Source organism: Bradyrhizobium sp. 23 (assembly GCF_023073295.1).
Classification (GTDB): domain Bacteria; phylum Pseudomonadota; class Alphaproteobacteria; order Rhizobiales; family Xanthobacteraceae; genus Bradyrhizobium; species Bradyrhizobium canariense_D.
Genome location: NZ_JADPJF010000151.1, coordinates 474,346 through 492,442, shown reverse-complemented (window position 1 = coordinate 492,442; position 18,097 = coordinate 474,346). Strand labels below are relative to the sequence as shown.

Below are 18,097 nucleotides of genomic sequence, written 5' to 3'. Positions count from 1 at the left end.
CATCCTGAGGGCCGCCACAGGCGGGCGTCTCGAAGGATGGCCGCAGGCGACCTGCCCCTAATCCCCCTCGGTTGCCGGAACTGCATCCCCCCGCTACAACGGCCGTGAGAGGATCGCACCATGTCCGATATGCGCTTGATCGTTGCTGGAGCCGGCGGCCGGATGGGCCGGGCGCTGACGCGGGCGATTGCCGAGACCAAAGGCGCGGTGCTGGCCGGCGCGCTGGAGGCGCCGGGCTCGGAGCTGCTCGGCAAGGATGCCGGCGTGCTGGCAGGTCTGCCGGCCAATGGCATCAAACTCTCCGGCGATCTCTGGGCGATGTCGAAGGACGCCGACGGCATTCTGGATTTCACCGTGCCCGCGGCGACCCTCGCCAATGTCGCGATCGCCGCCGAGCGCGGCCTCGTGCACGTGGTCGGAACGACCGGCCTGTCGGGCTCCGACAACGCCGTGATCAAGAGCGTCACCAACCGCGCCGTCGTGGTGCAGTCCGGCAATATGAGCCTGGGTGTCAATCTGCTTGCCGCTGTGGTCAAGCGAGTCGCCAAGGCGCTCGACGAGAGCTTCGACATCGAGATCGTCGAGACCCATCACCGCATGAAGATCGACGCGCCCTCGGGCACGGCACTGATGCTGGGCCAGGCCGCAGCTAGCGGCCGCGGCATCGCGCTCGACGAGCATGCAGACCGCGGCCGCGACGGCATCACCGGCGCACGCAAGCCCGGCGACATCGGCTTTGCGTCGTTGCGCGGCGGCACCGCGGCCGGCGATCACAGCGTGAGCTTCCTCGGCGCGTTCGAGCGCCTGACGCTGTCGCATCACGCGGAGGATCGCATGCTGTTCGCCCACGGCGCGCTGAAAGCCGCGCTCTGGGCGCATGGCAAGAAGCCGGGGCACTACTCCATGGCCGACGTACTCGGCCTGTCCGACATCTGAACGAAGCATGATCCGGAAAAGTGTGAAGCGGTTTTCCGACAAGATCATGCTTAAACAACGAACGAAACGGAAAAGCAGTCGATGAGCGAACGTCTTCTCGTGCTGGTGCGGCACGGCCAGAGCGAATGGAATCTGAAGAACCTCTTCACGGGCTGGAAGGATCCTGATCTCACCGAGCTCGGCGTCAAGGAAGCCTCGGAAGCCGGCCGCAAGCTGAAGGCGCAGGGTCTCGTGTTCGACGTTGCATACACCTCGGTCTTGACGCGCGCACAGCACACGCTCGATCTCATTCTCGGCGAGCTCGACCAGAAGGGCCTGTCGACGACGAAGAACCTCGCGCTGAACGAGCGCGACTATGGCGATCTCTCCGGTCTCAACAAGGATGACGCCCGCAAGAAATGGGGCGAGGACCAGGTGCTGATCTGGCGCCGCTCCTACGACGTGCCGCCGCCCGGTGGCGAAAGCCTGAAGGACACGCTGGCGCGCGCGCTGCCGTATTACGTGCAGGAGATCCTGCCCGGCGTGCTCAACGGCAAGCGCACATTGGTCGCGGCTCACGGCAATTCGCTGCGCGCGCTGATCATGGTGCTGGAAAAGCTCTCGCCCGAAGGCATTTTGAAGCGCGAGCTCGCCACCGGCGTGCCGATCATCTACCGGCTCAATGCGGATTCGACGGTGGCATCGAAGCTGGATCTGGCGGGATAAAGACGTTCGCGCGCGACTGAGTCCCGCCAAGCACTCGGTGTCGTCCTGGCTTTCGCCAGGACGACTAAGTGGGGCAGTTTACGCGTGGCAACTCTTACTGCAGCCCCAGCTGCCCGGCCTCCCAGCCCAGCATCGCCTGCTTGCGAGTGATGCCCCAGTGGTAGCCGGTGAGCGTGCCGCTCTTGCCGAGCGCGCGGTGGCAGGGCACGACGAAGGACACCGGGTTCTTGCCGACGGCGGCGCCGACGGCGCGTGACGCTTTCGGGCTGTTGATGTTGCAGGCGATGTCCGAATAGGACACCGCGCGGCCCATCGGGATCTTCAGCAAGGTCTCCCACACCCGCACCTCGAAATCGGTACCGATCATCACCACGCGCAGCGGCTGGTCCGGCCGCCAGAGTTTTGTGTCGAAGATGCGCTGCGCCAATGGTGCGGTACCTTCGTGATCCTCGACGTAAGTTGCGTTCCGCCATCGCCGCGTCATATCGGCAAGCGCCACCTGTTCCTCACCGGGATCGGCGAAAGCGAGTCCCGACAATCCGCGATCGGTCGCGATCACGATCGCGGTGCCGAACGGTGAGTGATGGAAGCCGTAGCGCAAGGTGAGGCCGGCGCCGCCGTTCTTCCATTCGCCCGGCGACATCGCCTCATGGGTGACGAAGAGATCGTGCAGCCGGCCCGGACCCGACAAACCGGAGTCAAGCGCGGCGTCGAGGATACTCGCCGAATCCCTGAGCAAGCCCTTGGCGTGATCGAGCGTGAGCGCCTGCATAAAAGCCTTCGGCGTGATCGAGGCCCAGCGGCGGAACAGATGGTGCAGCTCGTCCGGGGTGACGCCGGCCGCATCCGCCATCGCCTCGATGGTCGGCTGCGTGCGCCATTTTTCGGAGATGAAGGCGATCGCCCGGCGCACGGAATCATAGTCGCGCATCGCGGCGTTCTGGGAGCCCGGCCCGGCCAGGCGCTGGTCATGTATCGCGAGTGTCATCATGCCTGGAAATGTAGGAGGGGGCGGGGTACGAAACCACCCGATTTCCGATCCGCAAATCAGGTCACCGGATTGTAGGTCGGACCGCGCCTGGCGGCATTTAAGGCCTCAACCAAACCCTTGTAGAAACTTGCCTTTTCGTCCGGCCCCAGGAAGCGGGCGATCTGGATCTGGTGACCTCGCGAGATCAGATAGAGGTGCTCGATGCCAAAATCCTCGTCGATTTCCATGTCGAGTCGAACCCAGAGCGGATTGAAGGTCCATTCGACGACCTGGCCATGCTGGCTGACGCGCCGCACGCGCAATTCAGATGGCGTGACCACGATCTCCTCGCTGGCCCGCGCCGCACGGAAATTGGCCTTGAAAGCCCACCAGATCACCAGCACGTCGAGGCCGAAAAAGCCGAACACCGGCCAGGCGCCCATCATCAGGAAGACGAGGCCGGTGACGAAGCTGACGGCGCTCAGGAACAGCATCACGGCGAGGAAGCCGGTGCGGTTCAGCGAGCGGTGCGGCGTCAGGCGCGCGGAAAAGATCTGAGGCTCAGCCTCGCTTGCAGATCGTTCGCGCTCAATTTCATTGCCTGTGCTCATCGTCCCTCAGTATATCCCGATCATGGCGAAAATCACCCGCACGCCGGCCCCCCGCAAAACGTCCGTGCCGAAGAAAAAGGCGAAGGTGGCCGCCGCGAAGCCCAAGGCCCCCGGCAAGAAATCTCTCAAAGCCATGAAACCCTGGACGCCGCCCGAAGTCCGCGAGGCCTTCAGCCGTTTCCGCAAGGCTAACCCGGAGCCAAAGGGGGAGCTCGAGCACGTCAATCCGTTCACGCTGCTGGTTGCCGTGGTGCTGTCGGCACAGGCGACTGACGCCGGCGTCAACAAGGCGACGCGCGCGCTGTTTGCGGTCGCCGACACGCCCCAGAAGATGCTTGACCTCGGCGAGGAACGCCTGCGCGAGTACATCAAGACCATCGGGCTCTATCGCACCAAGGCCAGAAACGTCATCGCGCTGTCGGCGAAGCTGCTCAGCGAGTTCGGCGGCGAGGTGCCGCGCACGCGCGTCGGGATCGAGTCGTTGCCCGGCGCCGGGCGCAAGACCGCCAATGTCGTGCTCAACATGGCCTTCGGCGAGCACACCATGGCGGTCGATACGCATGTCTTCCGCGTCGGCAACCGGACCGGACTTGCGCCCGGCAAGACGCCGCTGGAGGTCGAGCTCGGTCTCGAAAAGGTGATCCCGGCCGAGTTCATGCTGCATGCCCATCATTGGCTGATCCTGCATGGCCGCTATACTTGCCTCGCGCGCAAGCCGCGCTGCGAGGTTTGCCTGATCAACGATCTCTGCCGGTGGCCGGAAAAGACGGTCTGAAAATAGCGTTCGGGAAAGTGGTTTGGAGTCTAGCGTGAGTCAGCAGGAACAAATCTCGCCATCGCCACCTCCTGCTACACCGCCGCCGCCACCGAAGCCAACGCAGCCACCGGCGAGTTCGCTCTGGAGCCGGCTCGCGATTCCGCTGTTCGCGGTGATCGTCGCGCTCGGCTTCGTCGCGCTTGCAACGCAGCGCTTCGACGAATGGGTCGGCAATTCGGTGGTCCAGACCACCAACGACGCCTATGTGCGCGCCGAGCTGACGCGGCTCGCCAGTCGCGTCTCCGGCGAAGTGCTGACCGTCGGGGTCACCGACTTCCAGCGCGTCAAGGCCGGCGATCTCCTGATCCAGATCGATCCTGCCGACTATGAGACGCAAGTCGCGCAGGCCGAAGCGGCGGTCGCCGCTGCGCAGGCCGTGCTCGACAATCTGGCGAACCAGATCGAGCTGCAATATGCGACGATTGCGCAGGCGCAAGCCGCGCGGCTCTCGGCCGAAGCCGTGGAGGTCGAGGCGCGGCAGGAGCAGGAGCGTCAGCAGTCGCTGTCGCAGACCGAATCCGGTACGCGGCAGCGCTTCGAACAGGCGGTCGCAGGCTATGCCAAGGCGCAGGCCGACGTGCGCGCGAGCCGCGCCGTGATCGCGGCCCAGCAGCATCAGCTCGAAGTCCTGCAAGGCACCAGGAAGCAGCGCGCGGCCGATCTCGAAGCGACCAAGGCGACGCTGGCGAGCGCGAAGCTAAAGCTCGGCTACACCAAGATATCCGCGCCGTTCGATGGCGTCGTCGGCGAGCGACAGGTCCAGCCCGGCGACTACGTCAACATCGGCACCAACCTCATCAACGTCGTGCCGTTGCCGAAGGTCTATGTGATCGCGAATTACAAGGAGACCCAGCTTACCCACGTCGCACCGGGTCAGCCGGTCGAGATCACCGTCGACAGTTTCCCGCGCGAGAAGCTGCGCGGCCGGGTCGAGCGCATTGCGCCCGCGACCGGCGCGCAGGTCGCGCTGCTGCCACCGGACAACGCAACCGGCAACTTCACCAAAGTCGTGCAGCGCATTCCCGTGCGCATCCAGTTCGACGACAACCAGCCGCTGCTGGCGCGGCTGGTGCCGGGCATGTCGGTCGTCACCAGCATCGACACCAAGGCCGGCAATGGCGGAAAATGACGATTCCAGTCGCGGACCGCTCTCGCGCGGCGGCGTCGCCCCGCAGCCGCTGTTTGCGGTGGCGGCGGTGCTGCTCGGCTCGTTCCTCGCCAATTTTGACAGCCGGCTGACCACGATTGGCCTGCCGGACCTGCGCGGCGCGTTCTCGCTCTCGTTCGACGAAGGCGCATGGCTCTCCACGGCGGGCATCGGCTCGCAGATCTTCATCGCGCCCGCGGTGGCCTGGCTTGCCACCGTATTCGGCCTGCGTCGCGTGCTGGGTATCCCCAGCCTCGTCTATGCCGCGGTCTCGCTGATCATCCCGTTCGTGCACGACTATCCGACATTGCTCGCGCTCAGCGTCGTGCATGGCCTCCTGCTCGGCACCTTCGTGCCGGCGACGCTGATGATCGTGTTCCGCAATTTACCGATCCGCTGGTGGCTTCCGGCGATCTCGATCTATTCGATCCGCGTCGGCTTCGCGCTCGATACATCGAGCTCGCTGGTCGGCTTCTATGTCGACCATCTCGGCTGGCAATGGCTGTACTGGCAGAGCGTCCTGATCGCGCCGCTGATGGGCCTGATGGTCTATTGGGGCACGCCGAACGAGCCGGTGAATCGCGCTTTGCTGCGCGACGCCGATTGGGGCGGCATGCTGCTGCTCGGCGCCGGCGTCTCGATGATCTATGCCGGGCTCGACCAGGGCAACCGTCTGGACTGGCTGGGGTCGGGGACTGTGATGGCGTTGATCATTGCCGGCGCGGTGCTGGTCGCGGGCTTCCTCGTCAACGAGTCCCTGGTGCGGCAGCCCTGGGCGCATGTGAACGTCTTGTTCTCGCGCAATATCGGCCTGGGGCTGGTCCTGATCCTGCTCTACACGCTGACCAGCCTCTCCAACGCGTCGCTGGTGCCGAATTTCCTCGCCACCATCGCCCTGCTCAGGCCGGAGCAGAGTGGCTTGCTGCTGCTCACCTATGGCGCCTTGCCAATGTTCGTGCTGGTGCCGCTCTCGATCTGGCTGCTGCGGCATTTCGATACGCGCACGGTGGTGGTCGTGGGATTTGCCTGTTTCGCCGCCGCCAATCTCTGGGGCACGCAGCTCAGCCATGATTGGGCGCGCGAGGATTTCGCGGGCATCGTGCTGCTCCAGGCGATCGGGCAGTCGCTGACCTTGCTGCCGCTGATCATCACGCTGCTGTCCAACTCCGATCCGAGCCGTGCGACCTCGTTTGCCGCCTATATCCAGATCATGCGGCTCGGTGGCGCCGAGATCGGCGTCGCGTTGATGGGGACGTGGCTGCGCGTCCGCGAGCAGATCCATTCCTTCTATCTCGGCCAGAATCTCGGTGTCGGCGACGTCGACGTGGTCCGCATGCTGAAACAGCTCGCCGACCATTTTGCGGCCCATGGTGCCGGCTCGGCACAGGCACGCGCGGTCGGTACGCTCGCCGGCCTCGTCCAGCGCGAGGCCAATGTGCTCGCCTATATCGACGGCTTCTGGCTGTGCTTCTGGGTCGCGATGGCGGCGCTCGGCGTCGTCGCCCTAGTCACCCGTGCCCCGCCCGGCCCGTTCACGCCGGCGCCGTTCGGCTTCGCCAGGATGCTGTTGCGCAGATGCGGAGTGCCCCTGACGTAGGTTCAGGATCCAGACGACCCACGCGCCGAGCGACGGTCCGGGTTGGCTCTGACTATAACGTCAGACCACAAGCCCGACGGATGGCGATCTGAACCGGCGAGGGTGGCAACGCCGGGTCGAACTCGCCTGTTGGCAGCAGCGGCGGCTGTGCCATGAAACGCGGGCGCTTCCCCCGGTGAGGTTGCGCGGCGTGAACCAGGAATGGATGGCAGAGATAAACGGTCCCTGCCGCACCGATTGCCAGTTCAACGTCGCAATCTTCCGTAGAAGCGTAACCGTTGGCAGAGATCTGCTCCAGCGTTGCGCCTGCATCGCCATAGGGCAGCAGCTCCCGGGCGATGGTGGCGTGCGAACCTTTCCGTATCTTCGTTGGCGCATCCTCAGGGCCTACGCCCGAGAACAGGAAGAGCATTAGCAATGCGCGTCCGCTGCTCTTCACATTGACGCGCCACTGCATGAAATCCGGATTATCGAAGCCGAAACTCATGTCCACATGCCAGCCATCATCACCAGGGGATTCCGGTGAGGGAAAGCGGACCGGAAAAGTTCCGAGCGCATTGGGCGCGATCCAGCGGCGGTCACCCGCGAGTTGGTCATAGGCTTCGTGCAGGATCGGCGTGTTGGCGGCTTCAATGAATGGTGGCGAGGTCTTGGATCCCACCCGAATGACCGGCTGGGTCCAGCTTTCGGGCTCGTGTGGCGATAGACCAATATCCGCCCACAATTCGTCCCTGCATTGTTCCGCAAGGTGCGTGCTGAAGGCGTTCTCGATCTTGATGAAACCGTCGTCGATGAAGTTTAGGACCCGATGAGAGGTCACGCCGATGCGCTCGGTTTTGGGCATTGCACATTTCTCCGTTCGGCCACCGCGTCAGCGCAGCCGTCTTGATCTGATTGGCGCGATACGCCGGAACGACTTGGTCGCTCAGATCAGCGGGAAGAATGTGGACATGAAAATCATGCTGCGTACCTTACGGCGGCGGAGAGCAAAATCAAGACAAGCGGGACGCAGAGCGCCTCTACGAGGGGGCGTCGTACGAGCGCGCCGCCAAGTCCGCTTGACCTACCGCATCTGCCGCGCCGGCTCGATCAGCTCGGGCCGCGGACCTGACAGCCGCTTGTGCATGTGAACCATGAAGGCCATGGCGAAGATCGGCGTCGCCAGATTGACGATCGGGATCGAGACGAAGGCTGCGATGAACAGGCCCGCGGTGAAGATGGTGGCGGCGTTGTCGCGCCGCATCGCCTTGGCTTCCTCCGGCGAGCGAAACCGCATCGCCGCGAGCTCGAAATATTCGCGGCCGAGCAGCCAGGCCGTGGCGAGGAAGAAGACCAGGAAACCGGCGCCGGCGAAAAGCACCAGCGGTAATGCGACCAGATAGACCAGGATCGTCAGCAGCGCGGTCTTGACGCCCTCGTAGATCGCCTGGCTGAACGGCAGCGCGATCCCCGGCCGCTCCGCCGGATAGTGCTCGCGCTCGACGATGTCGGCGACGTCGTCGACGAACACGCTCGCAACCAGGGAGGTGATCGCGGGCATCAGGAACACAGCCCCGAACACGACGCCGAGGCCCGCGGCGATCGAAATGATCCAGGACAACACCTCGAGCGATGAGTGCCAACCCGGACCGAGCAGGCCTTCCAGCCACGCCTCGCCATAGGTCGCAAACCAGCTCAGCAGCCGCTGCAAGCCGATCGCCAGCACGATGATCAGCACCAGTGCGACGCCGATCGACCGCCACAGGATCGAGCGCATCGGCGGCGAGATCATTTGTGACAGCGCCTTGACGGCGGCATCCAGCATGGGAGTTCCTCTCACGAAATCACCCGCGAGAGGTAGACACCCCGGGCCACTTCGGCAAGGGAGATCGGCGGCACCGCTTATGGCCGGATTGACCGCTGGCATCAACGAAGCCACGATGAATTCGGCAAGACCGTTGCTCCACCAACCCGCTTGACAACAAGCGGAACCAGCGCGGCAAAGGAACAGGCGCATATGGCGATGGAAGAATCGGCGGACGGATTGCCGCTTGCAGGCGTGCGCGTGGTCGAGATGACCCACATGGTCATGGGCCCGACCTGCGGCATGATCCTGGCGCAGCTCGGAGCCGACGTGATCAAGGTCGAGCCGCCTGCGGGCGACAAGACCCGGAGCTTGGGGGGCATGGGGACCGCCTTTTTCCCATTGTTCAACCGCGGCAAGCGCAGCGTGGTGCTGGATTTCGAGAAGACTGAGGATCGCGACACCATGCACCGGCTGCTGGCGACCGCCGACGTGTTCCTTGAGAATTTTCGCGACGGCCAGCTCGGTAAGCAGGGGCTTGGCGCGGACGAATTGCGCCGCCGGCATCCGGGTCTGATCATTGCCGGCCACAAGGGATTCCTCTCCGGTCCCTACGAGCACCGCCCCGCGCTCGACGAGGTGGTGCAGATGATGGCGGGCCTTGCCGCCATGACCGGCACCAGCGAAAAGCCCCAGCGCGTCGGCTCGTCCGCCAACGACATCATGGGCGGCATGTTCGGTGTGATCGCGATCCTCGCGGCGCTCTATCAGAAGCGCGGAGGAAAACGCGACGGCGCCGACATCCGCATCGGCCTGTTCGAGAACTGCCTGTTTCTGGTTGCCCAGCACATGGTCGAATACGAGATGACCGGGAACAAGCCGCGCTCGATGCCGGAGCGCGAGCATGCCTGGCCAATCTATGACATCTTCGAGACCGCCGGCGGCGAGCGCATCTTCATCGGCGTCGTCACCGAAGGCCATTGGCAGAGCTTTTGCCGCGAGTTCGGCCTGACTGAATTCCTCGATGATCCCGCCTTGCGCACCACGACCGATCGCATCCTGGCGCGTGGCCGGATCATTCCGCGCGCGGCCGGGATCATCAGGCAGTGGGACGTGGCAAGACTGTCCGAGAGGCTCGATGCGCTCAACATCTGCTTTTCGCCGATCAACCGGCCCGAGGATCTCTTCACCGATCCGCATGTGCTGCGGCCGGGCGGGCTCGTCAACAATGTCACCGCCGACGGCAAGCCGTTCCGGGTGCCGGCGCTGCCGATCGAATGGAACGGCAGCCATATCGGCGAAGGCCTGAGGGTCGCGCCGCTCGGCGCCGACACTGCGGCCGTTCGCGCCGAGATCGACAATGAAAATGAAGATGTCACGTCAAAAACAACAGGGAGGCGCGGATGAGCCGGATTCAGGAGATTTACCCCGCAGAACGCGTCAGCCTGCGCGAAGTCGGCCTGCGCGACGGGCTCCAGCTCGTGAAGAAAATTCCGTCCACCGACGCCAAGCAACGCTGGGTGCGCGAGGAATATGCCGCTGGCGTGCGGCATTTCGAGGTCGGCTCGTTCCTGCCGGCGAAGACTTTTCCGCAATTCGTCGATGTTCGTGATGTCGTCGCGACCGTCGCTTCATTGTCCGGCGCGCATGGCATCGCGCTTGCGCTCAACGAACGCGGCGTGAACGAGGCGCTGGAATCCGGCGTCGGCGAAATCGCCTCCGTGGTCTCTGCGACGGAAGAGCACAGCCAGGCCAATGCGCACCGCTCGCGCGAGTCCGCCATCGCCAATCTGAAACGCCTGTGCGAGATGCGCGATGCCACCAGCCACAAGCCGCTCGTCAACGCGGCGATCTCGATGGCGCTGGGCTGCTCGATCACCGGGGCGGTCGACCCTGCAGAAGTGCTGCGGCTGGTCGACAAATGCCTCGAAGCCGGTGTCGATTTCGTCGGCATCGCCGACACCGTGGGCTATGCCGGGCCGAAGCAGGTGGCGGAGCTGACGCGCGCCGCGGTGAAGCTCGCAGGGTCGAAGCCGATCTGCATCCATCTACACGATACCCGCGGCATGGGCATCGCGAACGCGGCCGCGGCGCTCGACGAAGGCGCGCGGATCCTCGACGGCTCGCTCGGCGGCCTCGGTGGCTGCCCCTTCGCCCCCGGTGCGACCGGCAATGTCGTGTTCGAGGATCTCGTGTTCCTGTGCGAGAGCAAGGGCTTTGCGACCGGCATCGATTTGGAGAAGCTGATCACGGTGCGCAGGATCCTGCGCGAGGAGATGCCGAACGAGCAGCTCTACGGCGGCCTCGCTCGGGCGGGATTGCCGGGTGGGAGCGCGGCGAAGGCGGCTTAAATCCGCAAGCGGAACGCCCTTCCCTTCTCCCCCTTGCGGGAGAAGGTGGCGCGAAGCGCCGGATGAGGGGTCTCTCTCCGCAAGCTCGAAGGAAAGTAGTCGCGGAGACATACCCCTCACCCGTCTCGCCGCTTCGCGGCGAGCCACCCTTTCTCACAAGGGGAGAGGGGAACGCACCGCCTGCGCGGCAAATCTACTCATGCCGGTGCGCGTGCTGGCGTGCCTTCGTCGGCTCCGCTTCGTCCAGGCTACGCGCATCTTACCGCGTTTCGTGAACGGTGCGAGAGAGAAGGCGCTCGCTCACAGCCGCGTTGCCCGTAGCCGCAGCGCGTTTCCAACGACGCTGACCGAGGACAGCGCCATCGCGGCCGCGGCGATGATCGGCGACAGCAGCACGCCGAACGTTGGATAAAGGATTCCGGCCGCGATCGGAATGCCTGCGGCGTTGTAGATGAAGGCAAAGAACAGGTTTTGCCGGATGTTGCTCATCGTCGCCTGCGACAATTTTCGCGCACGCACGATGCCGGTCAGATCGCCCTTCAGCAAGGTGACGCCGGCGCTCTCCATCGCCACGTCCGTGCCGGTGCCCATGGCGATGCCGACTTCGGCTGCGGCCAGCGCTGGCGCGTCGTTGACGCCGTCGCCAGCCATCGCGACGCTGCGGCCGGCCTTCTGCAGCTTTGTCACCACCGCGCTCTTCTGATCCGGCAGCACCTCGGCCTCGACATCGGCGATGCCGAGCCTGCGCGCGACAGCCTCCGCCGTCGTGCGGTTGTCGCCGGTCAGCATGATGACCTTGATGCCTTCGGCCGCGAGTGCCTTCAGCGCCTCCGGCGTGGAAGCCTTGACCGGATCGGCGATCGCGAACAGGCCGGCGAGCCGGCCGTCGACGGCCATGTTGATCACGGTCGCGCCATCGCCGCGCAGCCGTTCGGCCTCGCCATCGAGCGTTTTGGTGTCGATGCCGATCGACATCAGATATTTGGCATTGCCGAGCACGATGGTTTTGGCGTCGACCTTGCCGGTGGCGCCCTTGCCTGTCGGCGAATCGAATTGCTCGACCTGGCCCAGCGCGAGCTGCTTCTCCTTCGCCGCGCGCATGATCGCGTCGGCCAGAGGATGCTCGCTGGCGCGCTCCACGCTGGCGGCCAAGCGGAGGATGTCATCTTCCGCAAAGCCGGCCGCCGGCACGATCGCGACCACCTTCGGCTTGCCCTCGGTCAGCGTGCCGGTCTTGTCGACCACCAGCGTGTCGATCTTCTCCATCCGTTCCAACGCCTCGGCGTTCTTGATCAGCACGCCTGCCTGCGCGCCGCGGCCGACGCCGACCATGATCGACATCGGAGTCGCCAGGCCAAGCGCGCAGGGGCAGGCGATGATCAGCACGCTGACGGCGGCGACGAGGCCGAAGGCCAGCCGCGGCTCCGGTCCGAACCAGGCCCAGGCTGCGAACGCGATGACGGCAACGGCGATCACCGCCGGCACGAACCAGCCCGCGACCTGGTCGGCGAGACGCTGGATCGGCGCGCGCGAGCGCTGCGCGTCCGCGACCATCTGCACGATCTGCGACAGCAGCGTCTCACGCCCGACCTTCTCGGCGCGCATGATGAAGCTGCCGGACTGGTTGAGCGTGCCGGCGATCACCTTCGCGCCCGTCTCCTTGGTGACCGGCATGGATTCGCCTGTTACCAGCGACTCGTCGAGCGAGGAGCGGCCTTCCAGAATGACGCCGTCGACCGGCACTTTTTCGCCCGGCCGCACGCGCAGGCTGTCACCGGCATGAAGGGCGTCGATTTCGACCTCATGCTCGCTACCGTCGGCATCGACGCGGCGCGCGGTCTTCGGAGCGAGCTGCAGCAGCGCCTTGATCGCACCTGAGGTCGCGTCGCGTGCGCGCAGCTCCAGCACCTGCCCGAGCAGCACCAGCACGGTGATGACCGCCGCGGCCTCGAAATAAACCGCGACCGCGCCTTCATGGCCGCGGAAGGTGGCCGGGAAAATCTGCGGCGTGATGGTGCCGATCAGGCTGTAGACATAGGCGACGCCCGTGCCCATCGCGATCAGCGTGAACATGTTGAGGTTGCGCGTCAGCAGCGACTGCCAGCCGCGGACGAAGAACGGCCAGCCGGCCCACAGCACCACTGGCGTTGCAAAGACGAGCTGGATCCGATTCGACAGCGTCGCATCGATCCAATTGTGCGGGCCCGCGAGATGGCCGCCCATCTCCAGCACGACGGCCGGCAGCGCCAGCGCGCCGCCGATCCAGAACCGCCGCGTCATGTCGGCAAGCTCGGGATTGGGACCGGTCTCCAGGCTCGCCACTTCCGGCTCCAGCGCCATGCCGCAGATCGGGCAGGTGCCGGGTCCGGCCTGGCGGATCTGCGGATGCATCGGGCAGGTGTAGATCGTGCCTGCGGGCATCTCGGGCTCGGGTGTCTTGTCCTTGGCGAGATATTTTGCGGGGTCGGCGGCGAATTTGCTGCGGCAGCCGGCCGAGCAGAAATGGAAGGTCGCGCCGTGATGATCGAAGCGGTGCTTGGACGTCGCGGGATCGACCGTCATGCCGCAGACGGGATCGCGGACTTTTGCCGCGGCGCGGTGGTCATGCGCGTGATAGCCGTGCGCGCCGCAGCATGAGGCAGCCGCGGGCTTCTCGACCGGGACAGCCTTACTGGAACAGCCGCAGCCGGAATGTGTTTCCGGCTTGCGATGGTGCTCGTGTTCGGCGTCGTTCATTGCCACGCTCCGGCCTTGCAAGTGATACCCCAGGGGGGTATATAGTCCGCATGCGCAAGGACATCAAGGCATCCGTCGGAAAACGTCTCGGCCGGATCGAGGGGCAGGTTCGCGGCCTCTCGAAAATGGTCGAGGAAGACCGCTATTGCATCGACATCGTCACGCAGATCTCGGCGGTGCGCGCCGCGCTGCGCCGGGTCGAGGAAGAGGTTCTGAAAGATCACGTCGCCCATTGCGTCGAGCATGCGATCGCGAGCGGCGACAAGGCGGACCAGCGCGAGAAGATCGCGGAGCTGATGGCGGTGATTGGGCGGGCGGAGCGGTAGATCGCCGTCATTGTGAGGAGCGTAGCGACGAAGCAATCCAGACTGCTCAGGCAGAGACCTGGATTGCTTCGCTGCGCTCGCAATGACGATAGTGGAGCGACGGCTACGCCGCCCGTTCGCGCGCCCGACCGCGCCGCCTTGGGCGGTCCATGGCCAGCTTCTTCAGCCGCCGGAAGCGCTCCGAGACGGTGACGCGATCGACCGTCTCCGCTGGGTGCGCGCTCACTTCTTCAGCCGGAATCGGCGCCTCTTCGTCAATCGTTTCAGGAACGAGCGGCGGCGCACGGAACGTTTCTGGAAACACACCGAAGGTGCCGGCTACCTCCTCGAGCGGCTTCTGCTTGTCGGCCCAGTGCAAGGCGGTGTAGTCGAAGCCGTGCACGATGGTGGGTTTGACGACTTCGAAATAGGGCGAGATGTCGAAGTCGCGGGGCATGTAGAGCGAGGAATCGCGGATGTGCAGGATCTCGCGGCGGGCAGCACGGCTGCCGGCCTTGGTGATCTTGGGCAGGATCGGGTAACGCACGGCGTCGAACGCTTGCGCGATCAGGGCCGAGCAGATGATCTTGGTGGGATCGCCCGAGCCGATCGAGATCATGCGCCGCCGCCAGCGCTGCGGGATCGGCAGCGGAAACAGAAAGCGCATCAGGTCGACGATGTTCTTGGTGTCGTAGCCGAAGCCGATGCGGTTGATTGCATAGCGGCAGACCGTGGTGCGGTCCTCATAGGACAGCCCGACCGGGCGGCAGACGCGGGTGTGATAGGGAAAATATTTCGACAGCGGCGCGGAGGTGACGCCTTCGCCGATATTGGCCTCGATCAGCACGTGCGGCTCGCCGTCGGGCTCTTCCGCACCCTCGATCGGGCCGACATAGAGTGCGCCGTGGGACCAGGTCGACTGCGTCAGATATTTGATGATGCCAGAGATGCGGTTGTTGCCCTCGACCAGCAGCACGTCGCCGGGCTCGATGACGCCGCGCAGATGCTCCGGGTCGCTCGGCGTGAACGGCTCATAGCCCGGCACCTCCTTCGAGAGGTACGCGGCAATCAGCTTGCCGACTGAGTCCAGGACCGTCCCCATTTCAAAACTCCCCCACGGCCTTTTCCGGCCGTCTTTTTCTCTTCTCTACCATGGTCGGAACGTGTTGCAATTCGGTTCATCGATTTGTGACATCAAGCACGATTGATTCACCATGATGGTTGCCGCGCAACATCAGATACGGCAAGGTTCGCTAGCTGTTCCCGTTTGCCGCAAGTCTCCGGAAACCATGACATGACAATCACGCGCCGCAGCTTCCTATCGGCGTCGGCGGGCCTTGCCGCGATGCCGGTCCTGCGCGCAACCGCCGCGACCCTGCCGCGCGAGGCTGACATTGTCGTGATCGGCGCGGGCGCGGCGGGAATTGCCGCGGCGCGGCGTATCATGGCGGCCAATCGCAAGGTCGTGGTGGTGGAGGCTGCGTCGCAGATCGGCGGCCGCTGCATCACGGATACGACCACCTTCGACACGCCGTTCGATCGCGGCGCGCGCTGGATGCACAATCCCGACACCAATCCGATGATCCGGCTGGCGCGCAGTGCCGGGCTCGACGTTCTGCCGGCGCCCTCAGGCCAGAAGATGCGCATCGGCCGCCGCAACGCACGGGCCGGCGAGACCGAGGAGTTCCTGGCGGCGTTGGTCCGGGCCAACCGCGCCATCGACGAGGCCGCGCGCGGCAAGCTCGATACCGCCTGCGCCTCGGTGCTGCCGAAGGATCTCGGCGACTGGGCCGGGGCGGCCGAGTTCATGTTGGGTGCGAGCTTCGCCGGCAAGGACCTGAAGGAGCTGTCTGTGATCGACAAGGCGCGTGCACAGGATCGCAACGCCGCGATCGCCTGCCGCCAGGGCCTGGGGACCCTGATCACCAAACTGGGTGAGCAGGCGCCGGTCGCACTGTCGACACCGGCGAGCCGGATCGTCTGGAGCAATCGCGACGTCAGCGTGGAGACACAGGCCGGCAGGATCGCCGCCCGCGCGGCCATCATTACGGTCTCGACTAATGTCCTGACCTCGGGCGCGATCAAGTTCGGGCCTGACATTCCGAAGCGCACGCTCGATGCCGCATCAAAGCTCACGCTCGGGAGCTACGATCACATCGTGCTGCAGCTACCGGGCAATCCGCTCGGCCTGTCGCGCGACGACATCCTGATCGAGCAGAGCAACTCGACGCGCACGGCGCTGATGTTCGCCAATATCGGCGGCTCCTCGCTGTGCTCGATCGATGTCGGCGGCTCGTTCGGCCGTGATCTCACCCAGCAAGGCGAGAAGGCGATGACGGCCTTCGCCAGAGAATGGATCACGAAGCTGTTCGGCAGCGAGGTCGCCGCAGCCGTGCAGAAAGCCAGCGTGACGCGCTGGAACGCCTCGCCGTTCGTGATGGGTGCGATGTCGGCGGCCTCGCCCGGCGGTCAGTTCTCGCGAAGAATCCTCGCCGAGCCGATCGGCAACATGTTCCTCGCCGGCGAAGCCACGCACGAGACGCTCTGGGGCACCGTCGACGGCGCCTGGGAAAGCGGCGAGCGCGCCGCGGACGCGGCCTTGCGCAAGATCGGCGCGCTCAAGGACGAGCCGGCCGACGTCCCGACGCAGTCCACGAAGAAGCGGCGAGCGCCGCGGCAATAGGCAATTGACCTGGACAAGCGCAGCGCAGATCCAGGACCCATGACCCCAGAAGTCGTTTGGCGAAGACTTGTGGTGGCCAGCTCGCGCTACAAACGCTGGGGTAATGGGTCCCCTGAGTTCACAAACGAAGTGCAACACTTCCATCTGGAGGTGTTGCCATGGGGCGGACTTACAAACAGCTCTCCCTTGACGATCGATGCGAGATTGCCCGCCTTTCGGCCAATGGCGGCTCGGTCGGGCAAATCGCGGCAGCTTTGGATCGGCCGCCATCAACGATCTCTCGGGAGCTGAGGCGGAACCGTGGCAGGCAAGTCGGCTACAAGCCAAGCTATGCTCAGCAGCAGACCCGGGCGCGGCGCTGGAAGGGCTCTCGCCTCGAGCGGGACGCCAGCTTGCGCCGCGAGGTCTTGGCAGGCTTGAGCCGCGGTTGGTCACCCGAACAGGTCGCAGGCAGGCTGGCCCGGGAACGTGGCCGTAGGGTGATCTCCTGCGAGAGCATCTACCGCTTCATCTACGCCCAGATCACACGCACGACGGACTTCACCTGGCGGCGCTATCTGCCTCGGGGCAAGAGCAAGCGAGGCCACCGCGGCAAACGAGGCGGGAGCCCCGCAAGCTTCATCGAAGGCCGTGTTTCGCTGGCAGAACGGCCTGCCGAGGTCGCCGATCGCAAAGTCCCGGGCCACTGGGAAGCCGATCTGATGATGTTCTCCAAATACCGGCAGGCCATCTTGGCCGTCCACGAGCGAACCTCGCGCCTGCTGCTCGCCGTTCCCATCGAACGCAAGTTCGCCGCCGGTATCGCTAGCCATCTCGTACGCCTGTTCAAAGCCGTACCGGAGGCACTGCGCCGTACCGTCACCTTCGACAACGGCACCGAGTTCGCCGCCCACCTTTCCTTGCAGCGCCTCTTGATGAAGACCTTCTTCTGCGACCCGCACGCGCCGTGGCAAAAGGGCGGCATCGAGAACGCCATCGGCCGCTTGCGCCGCTTCATCCCCCGAAAGACCGACCTTGAAAAGCTCCCAACCAAGCGCTTCCGTCAGTCCATTGCCGCCTACAACAACACCCCGCGCAAATGCCTTGACTTCAGAACCCCGGCAGAGGCCTTCTCCTCTCAACTGTTGCACTTCGAGTGTGAATCCACCTCCTGGCTTTCGCCAGGACGACTCGCGGAGAGACTTACCGTAACACCCCGTCCAGCAGCGGCAGTCCCGCGATCACCGCGAGCGCGATCAGCGCGTAGCAGATGGCGCGAAACACTTTCTCGCTGGCACGGCCGAACAGCGACGCACCGAAGGCGACGCCGATCGCATAGACCGGCCCGACGATGAGCGATAGCACAAGCGATTCGCGTGAGATCAGGCCTGTGGTCGCGTAACTGATCATCGAGAAGAAATCCGACGCGCCGAAGAACAGCAAGATGTTGGCGCGCGCGACGATCGATGCGACCGGG

General features: G+C 64.9%; 15 protein-coding genes and 2 pseudogenes. 10 read left to right on the top strand and 7 right to left on the bottom strand.

The genetic code is table 11. The features are described 5' to 3' along the window. Positions 1-120: 120 nt before the first annotated feature. Positions 121-936: a 4-hydroxy-tetrahydrodipicolinate reductase gene (gene dapB / locus IVB32_RS39375; RefSeq protein WP_018459600.1), complete on the top strand. Its 816-nt coding sequence runs from the start codon at positions 121-123 to the stop codon at positions 934-936. Positions 937-1,017: 81 nt separating this feature from the next. Continuing rightward, positions 1,018-1,641 (top strand): 2,3-bisphosphoglycerate-dependent phosphoglycerate mutase, encoded by a 624-nt coding sequence (locus IVB32_RS39370; protein ID WP_018459599.1) that lies wholly within the window; start codon positions 1,018-1,020, stop codon positions 1,639-1,641. A gap of 94 nt (positions 1,642-1,735) precedes the next feature. On the opposite strand, the gene IVB32_RS39365 is transcribed toward IVB32_RS39370, so the two are convergent. Together IVB32_RS39365 and IVB32_RS39360 are read right to left on the bottom strand one after the other, a co-directional pair. Then, a complete protein-coding gene (locus tag IVB32_RS39365; protein ID WP_018459598.1) occupies positions 1,736-2,632 on the bottom strand; it encodes a bifunctional helix-turn-helix domain-containing protein/methylated-DNA--[protein]-cysteine S-methyltransferase in 897 nt (298 codons plus the stop codon). Positions 2,633-2,688: 56 nt separating this feature from the next. Then, positions 2,689-3,222, bottom strand: coding sequence for a DUF2244 domain-containing protein (locus tag IVB32_RS39360; RefSeq protein ID WP_018459597.1), 534 nt, complete (start codon positions 3,220-3,222; stop codon positions 2,689-2,691). Positions 3,223-3,244: 22 nt separating this feature from the next. On the opposite strand from IVB32_RS39360, the gene nth reads away from it, so the two are divergent. From nth to IVB32_RS39345, 3 genes are read left to right on the top strand one after another with little or no spacing between them, the layout of a single operon-like run. After that, positions 3,245-3,997 carry an endonuclease III gene (nth, locus tag IVB32_RS39355; RefSeq protein WP_026233849.1) on the top strand — a complete coding sequence of 251 codons (753 nt, stop codon included), beginning with the start codon at positions 3,245-3,247 and terminating at the stop codon, positions 3,995-3,997. 34 nt (positions 3,998-4,031) lie between these two features. Then, positions 4,032-5,168, top strand: coding sequence for an HlyD family secretion protein (locus tag IVB32_RS39350; protein ID WP_026233848.1), 1,137 nt, complete (start codon positions 4,032-4,034; stop codon positions 5,166-5,168). Further along, positions 5,155-6,783: an MFS transporter gene (locus IVB32_RS39345; RefSeq protein WP_018459593.1), complete on the top strand. Its 1,629-nt coding sequence runs from the start codon at positions 5,155-5,157 to the stop codon at positions 6,781-6,783. Before IVB32_RS39350 ends, IVB32_RS39345 begins: the two co-directional genes overlap by 14 nt. Before the next feature lie 52 nt (positions 6,784-6,835). Here the strand turns inward: IVB32_RS39345 and IVB32_RS39340 are convergent, their stop codons facing one another. Both IVB32_RS39340 and IVB32_RS39335 read right to left on the bottom strand, forming a co-directional pair. Continuing rightward, positions 6,836-7,627, bottom strand: a complete 792-nt coding sequence (locus IVB32_RS39340; RefSeq protein ID WP_018459592.1) for a phytanoyl-CoA dioxygenase family protein — start codon at positions 7,625-7,627, stop codon at positions 6,836-6,838. 219 nt (positions 7,628-7,846) lie between these two features. Next, on the bottom strand, positions 7,847-8,587 hold the full coding sequence (locus tag IVB32_RS39335) for a sulfate transporter family protein (RefSeq protein WP_018459591.1): 741 nt from the start codon (positions 8,585-8,587) through the stop codon (positions 7,847-7,849). Between the two features lie 192 nt (positions 8,588-8,779). On the opposite strand from IVB32_RS39335, the gene IVB32_RS39330 reads away from it, so the two are divergent. Both IVB32_RS39330 and IVB32_RS39325 read left to right on the top strand, forming a co-directional pair. Then, complete coding sequence (locus tag IVB32_RS39330; RefSeq protein WP_018459590.1) at positions 8,780-9,973, top strand: CoA transferase; 1,194 nt, start codon at positions 8,780-8,782, stop codon at positions 9,971-9,973. Then, positions 9,970-10,917 (top strand): hydroxymethylglutaryl-CoA lyase, encoded by a 948-nt coding sequence (locus tag IVB32_RS39325; protein ID WP_018459589.1) that lies wholly within the window; start codon positions 9,970-9,972, stop codon positions 10,915-10,917. The genes IVB32_RS39330 and IVB32_RS39325 overlap by 4 nt, the downstream gene beginning before the upstream one ends. A gap of 300 nt (positions 10,918-11,217) precedes the next feature. Here IVB32_RS39325 and IVB32_RS39320 read toward each other — a convergent pair whose 3' ends face one another. Beyond that, complete coding sequence (locus IVB32_RS39320) at positions 11,218-13,653, bottom strand: heavy metal translocating P-type ATPase (protein ID WP_247295837.1); 2,436 nt, start codon at positions 13,651-13,653, stop codon at positions 11,218-11,220. A gap of 50 nt (positions 13,654-13,703) precedes the next feature. On the opposite strand from IVB32_RS39320, the gene IVB32_RS39315 reads away from it, so the two are divergent. Then, the gene (locus tag IVB32_RS39315; protein ID WP_007598521.1) at positions 13,704-13,979 is read left to right on the top strand and encodes a metal-sensitive transcriptional regulator; all 276 of its coding nucleotides are present in this window, start codon (positions 13,704-13,706) and stop codon (positions 13,977-13,979) included. A 103-nt stretch (positions 13,980-14,082) separates the two neighbouring features. Here IVB32_RS39315 and IVB32_RS39310 read toward each other — a convergent pair whose 3' ends face one another. Further along, positions 14,083-15,060, bottom strand: a complete 978-nt coding sequence (locus IVB32_RS39310; RefSeq protein WP_018459587.1) for a YiiX/YebB-like N1pC/P60 family cysteine hydrolase — start codon at positions 15,058-15,060, stop codon at positions 14,083-14,085. 192 nt (positions 15,061-15,252) lie between these two features. Between IVB32_RS39310 and IVB32_RS39305 the strand changes: the two genes are divergently transcribed. Beyond that, positions 15,253-16,641, top strand: a complete 1,389-nt coding sequence (locus IVB32_RS39305; protein WP_247295839.1) for an FAD-dependent oxidoreductase — start codon at positions 15,253-15,255, stop codon at positions 16,639-16,641. Positions 16,642-16,799: 158 nt separating this feature from the next. Further along, positions 16,800-17,660: pseudogene (locus IVB32_RS39300) on the top strand (IS30 family transposase); the annotation flags it as partial. Between the two features lie 163 nt (positions 17,661-17,823). Here the strand turns inward: IVB32_RS39300 and IVB32_RS39295 are convergent. Beyond that, positions 17,824-18,097, bottom strand: a pseudogene (locus IVB32_RS39295) (sulfite exporter TauE/SafE family protein); the annotation flags it as partial.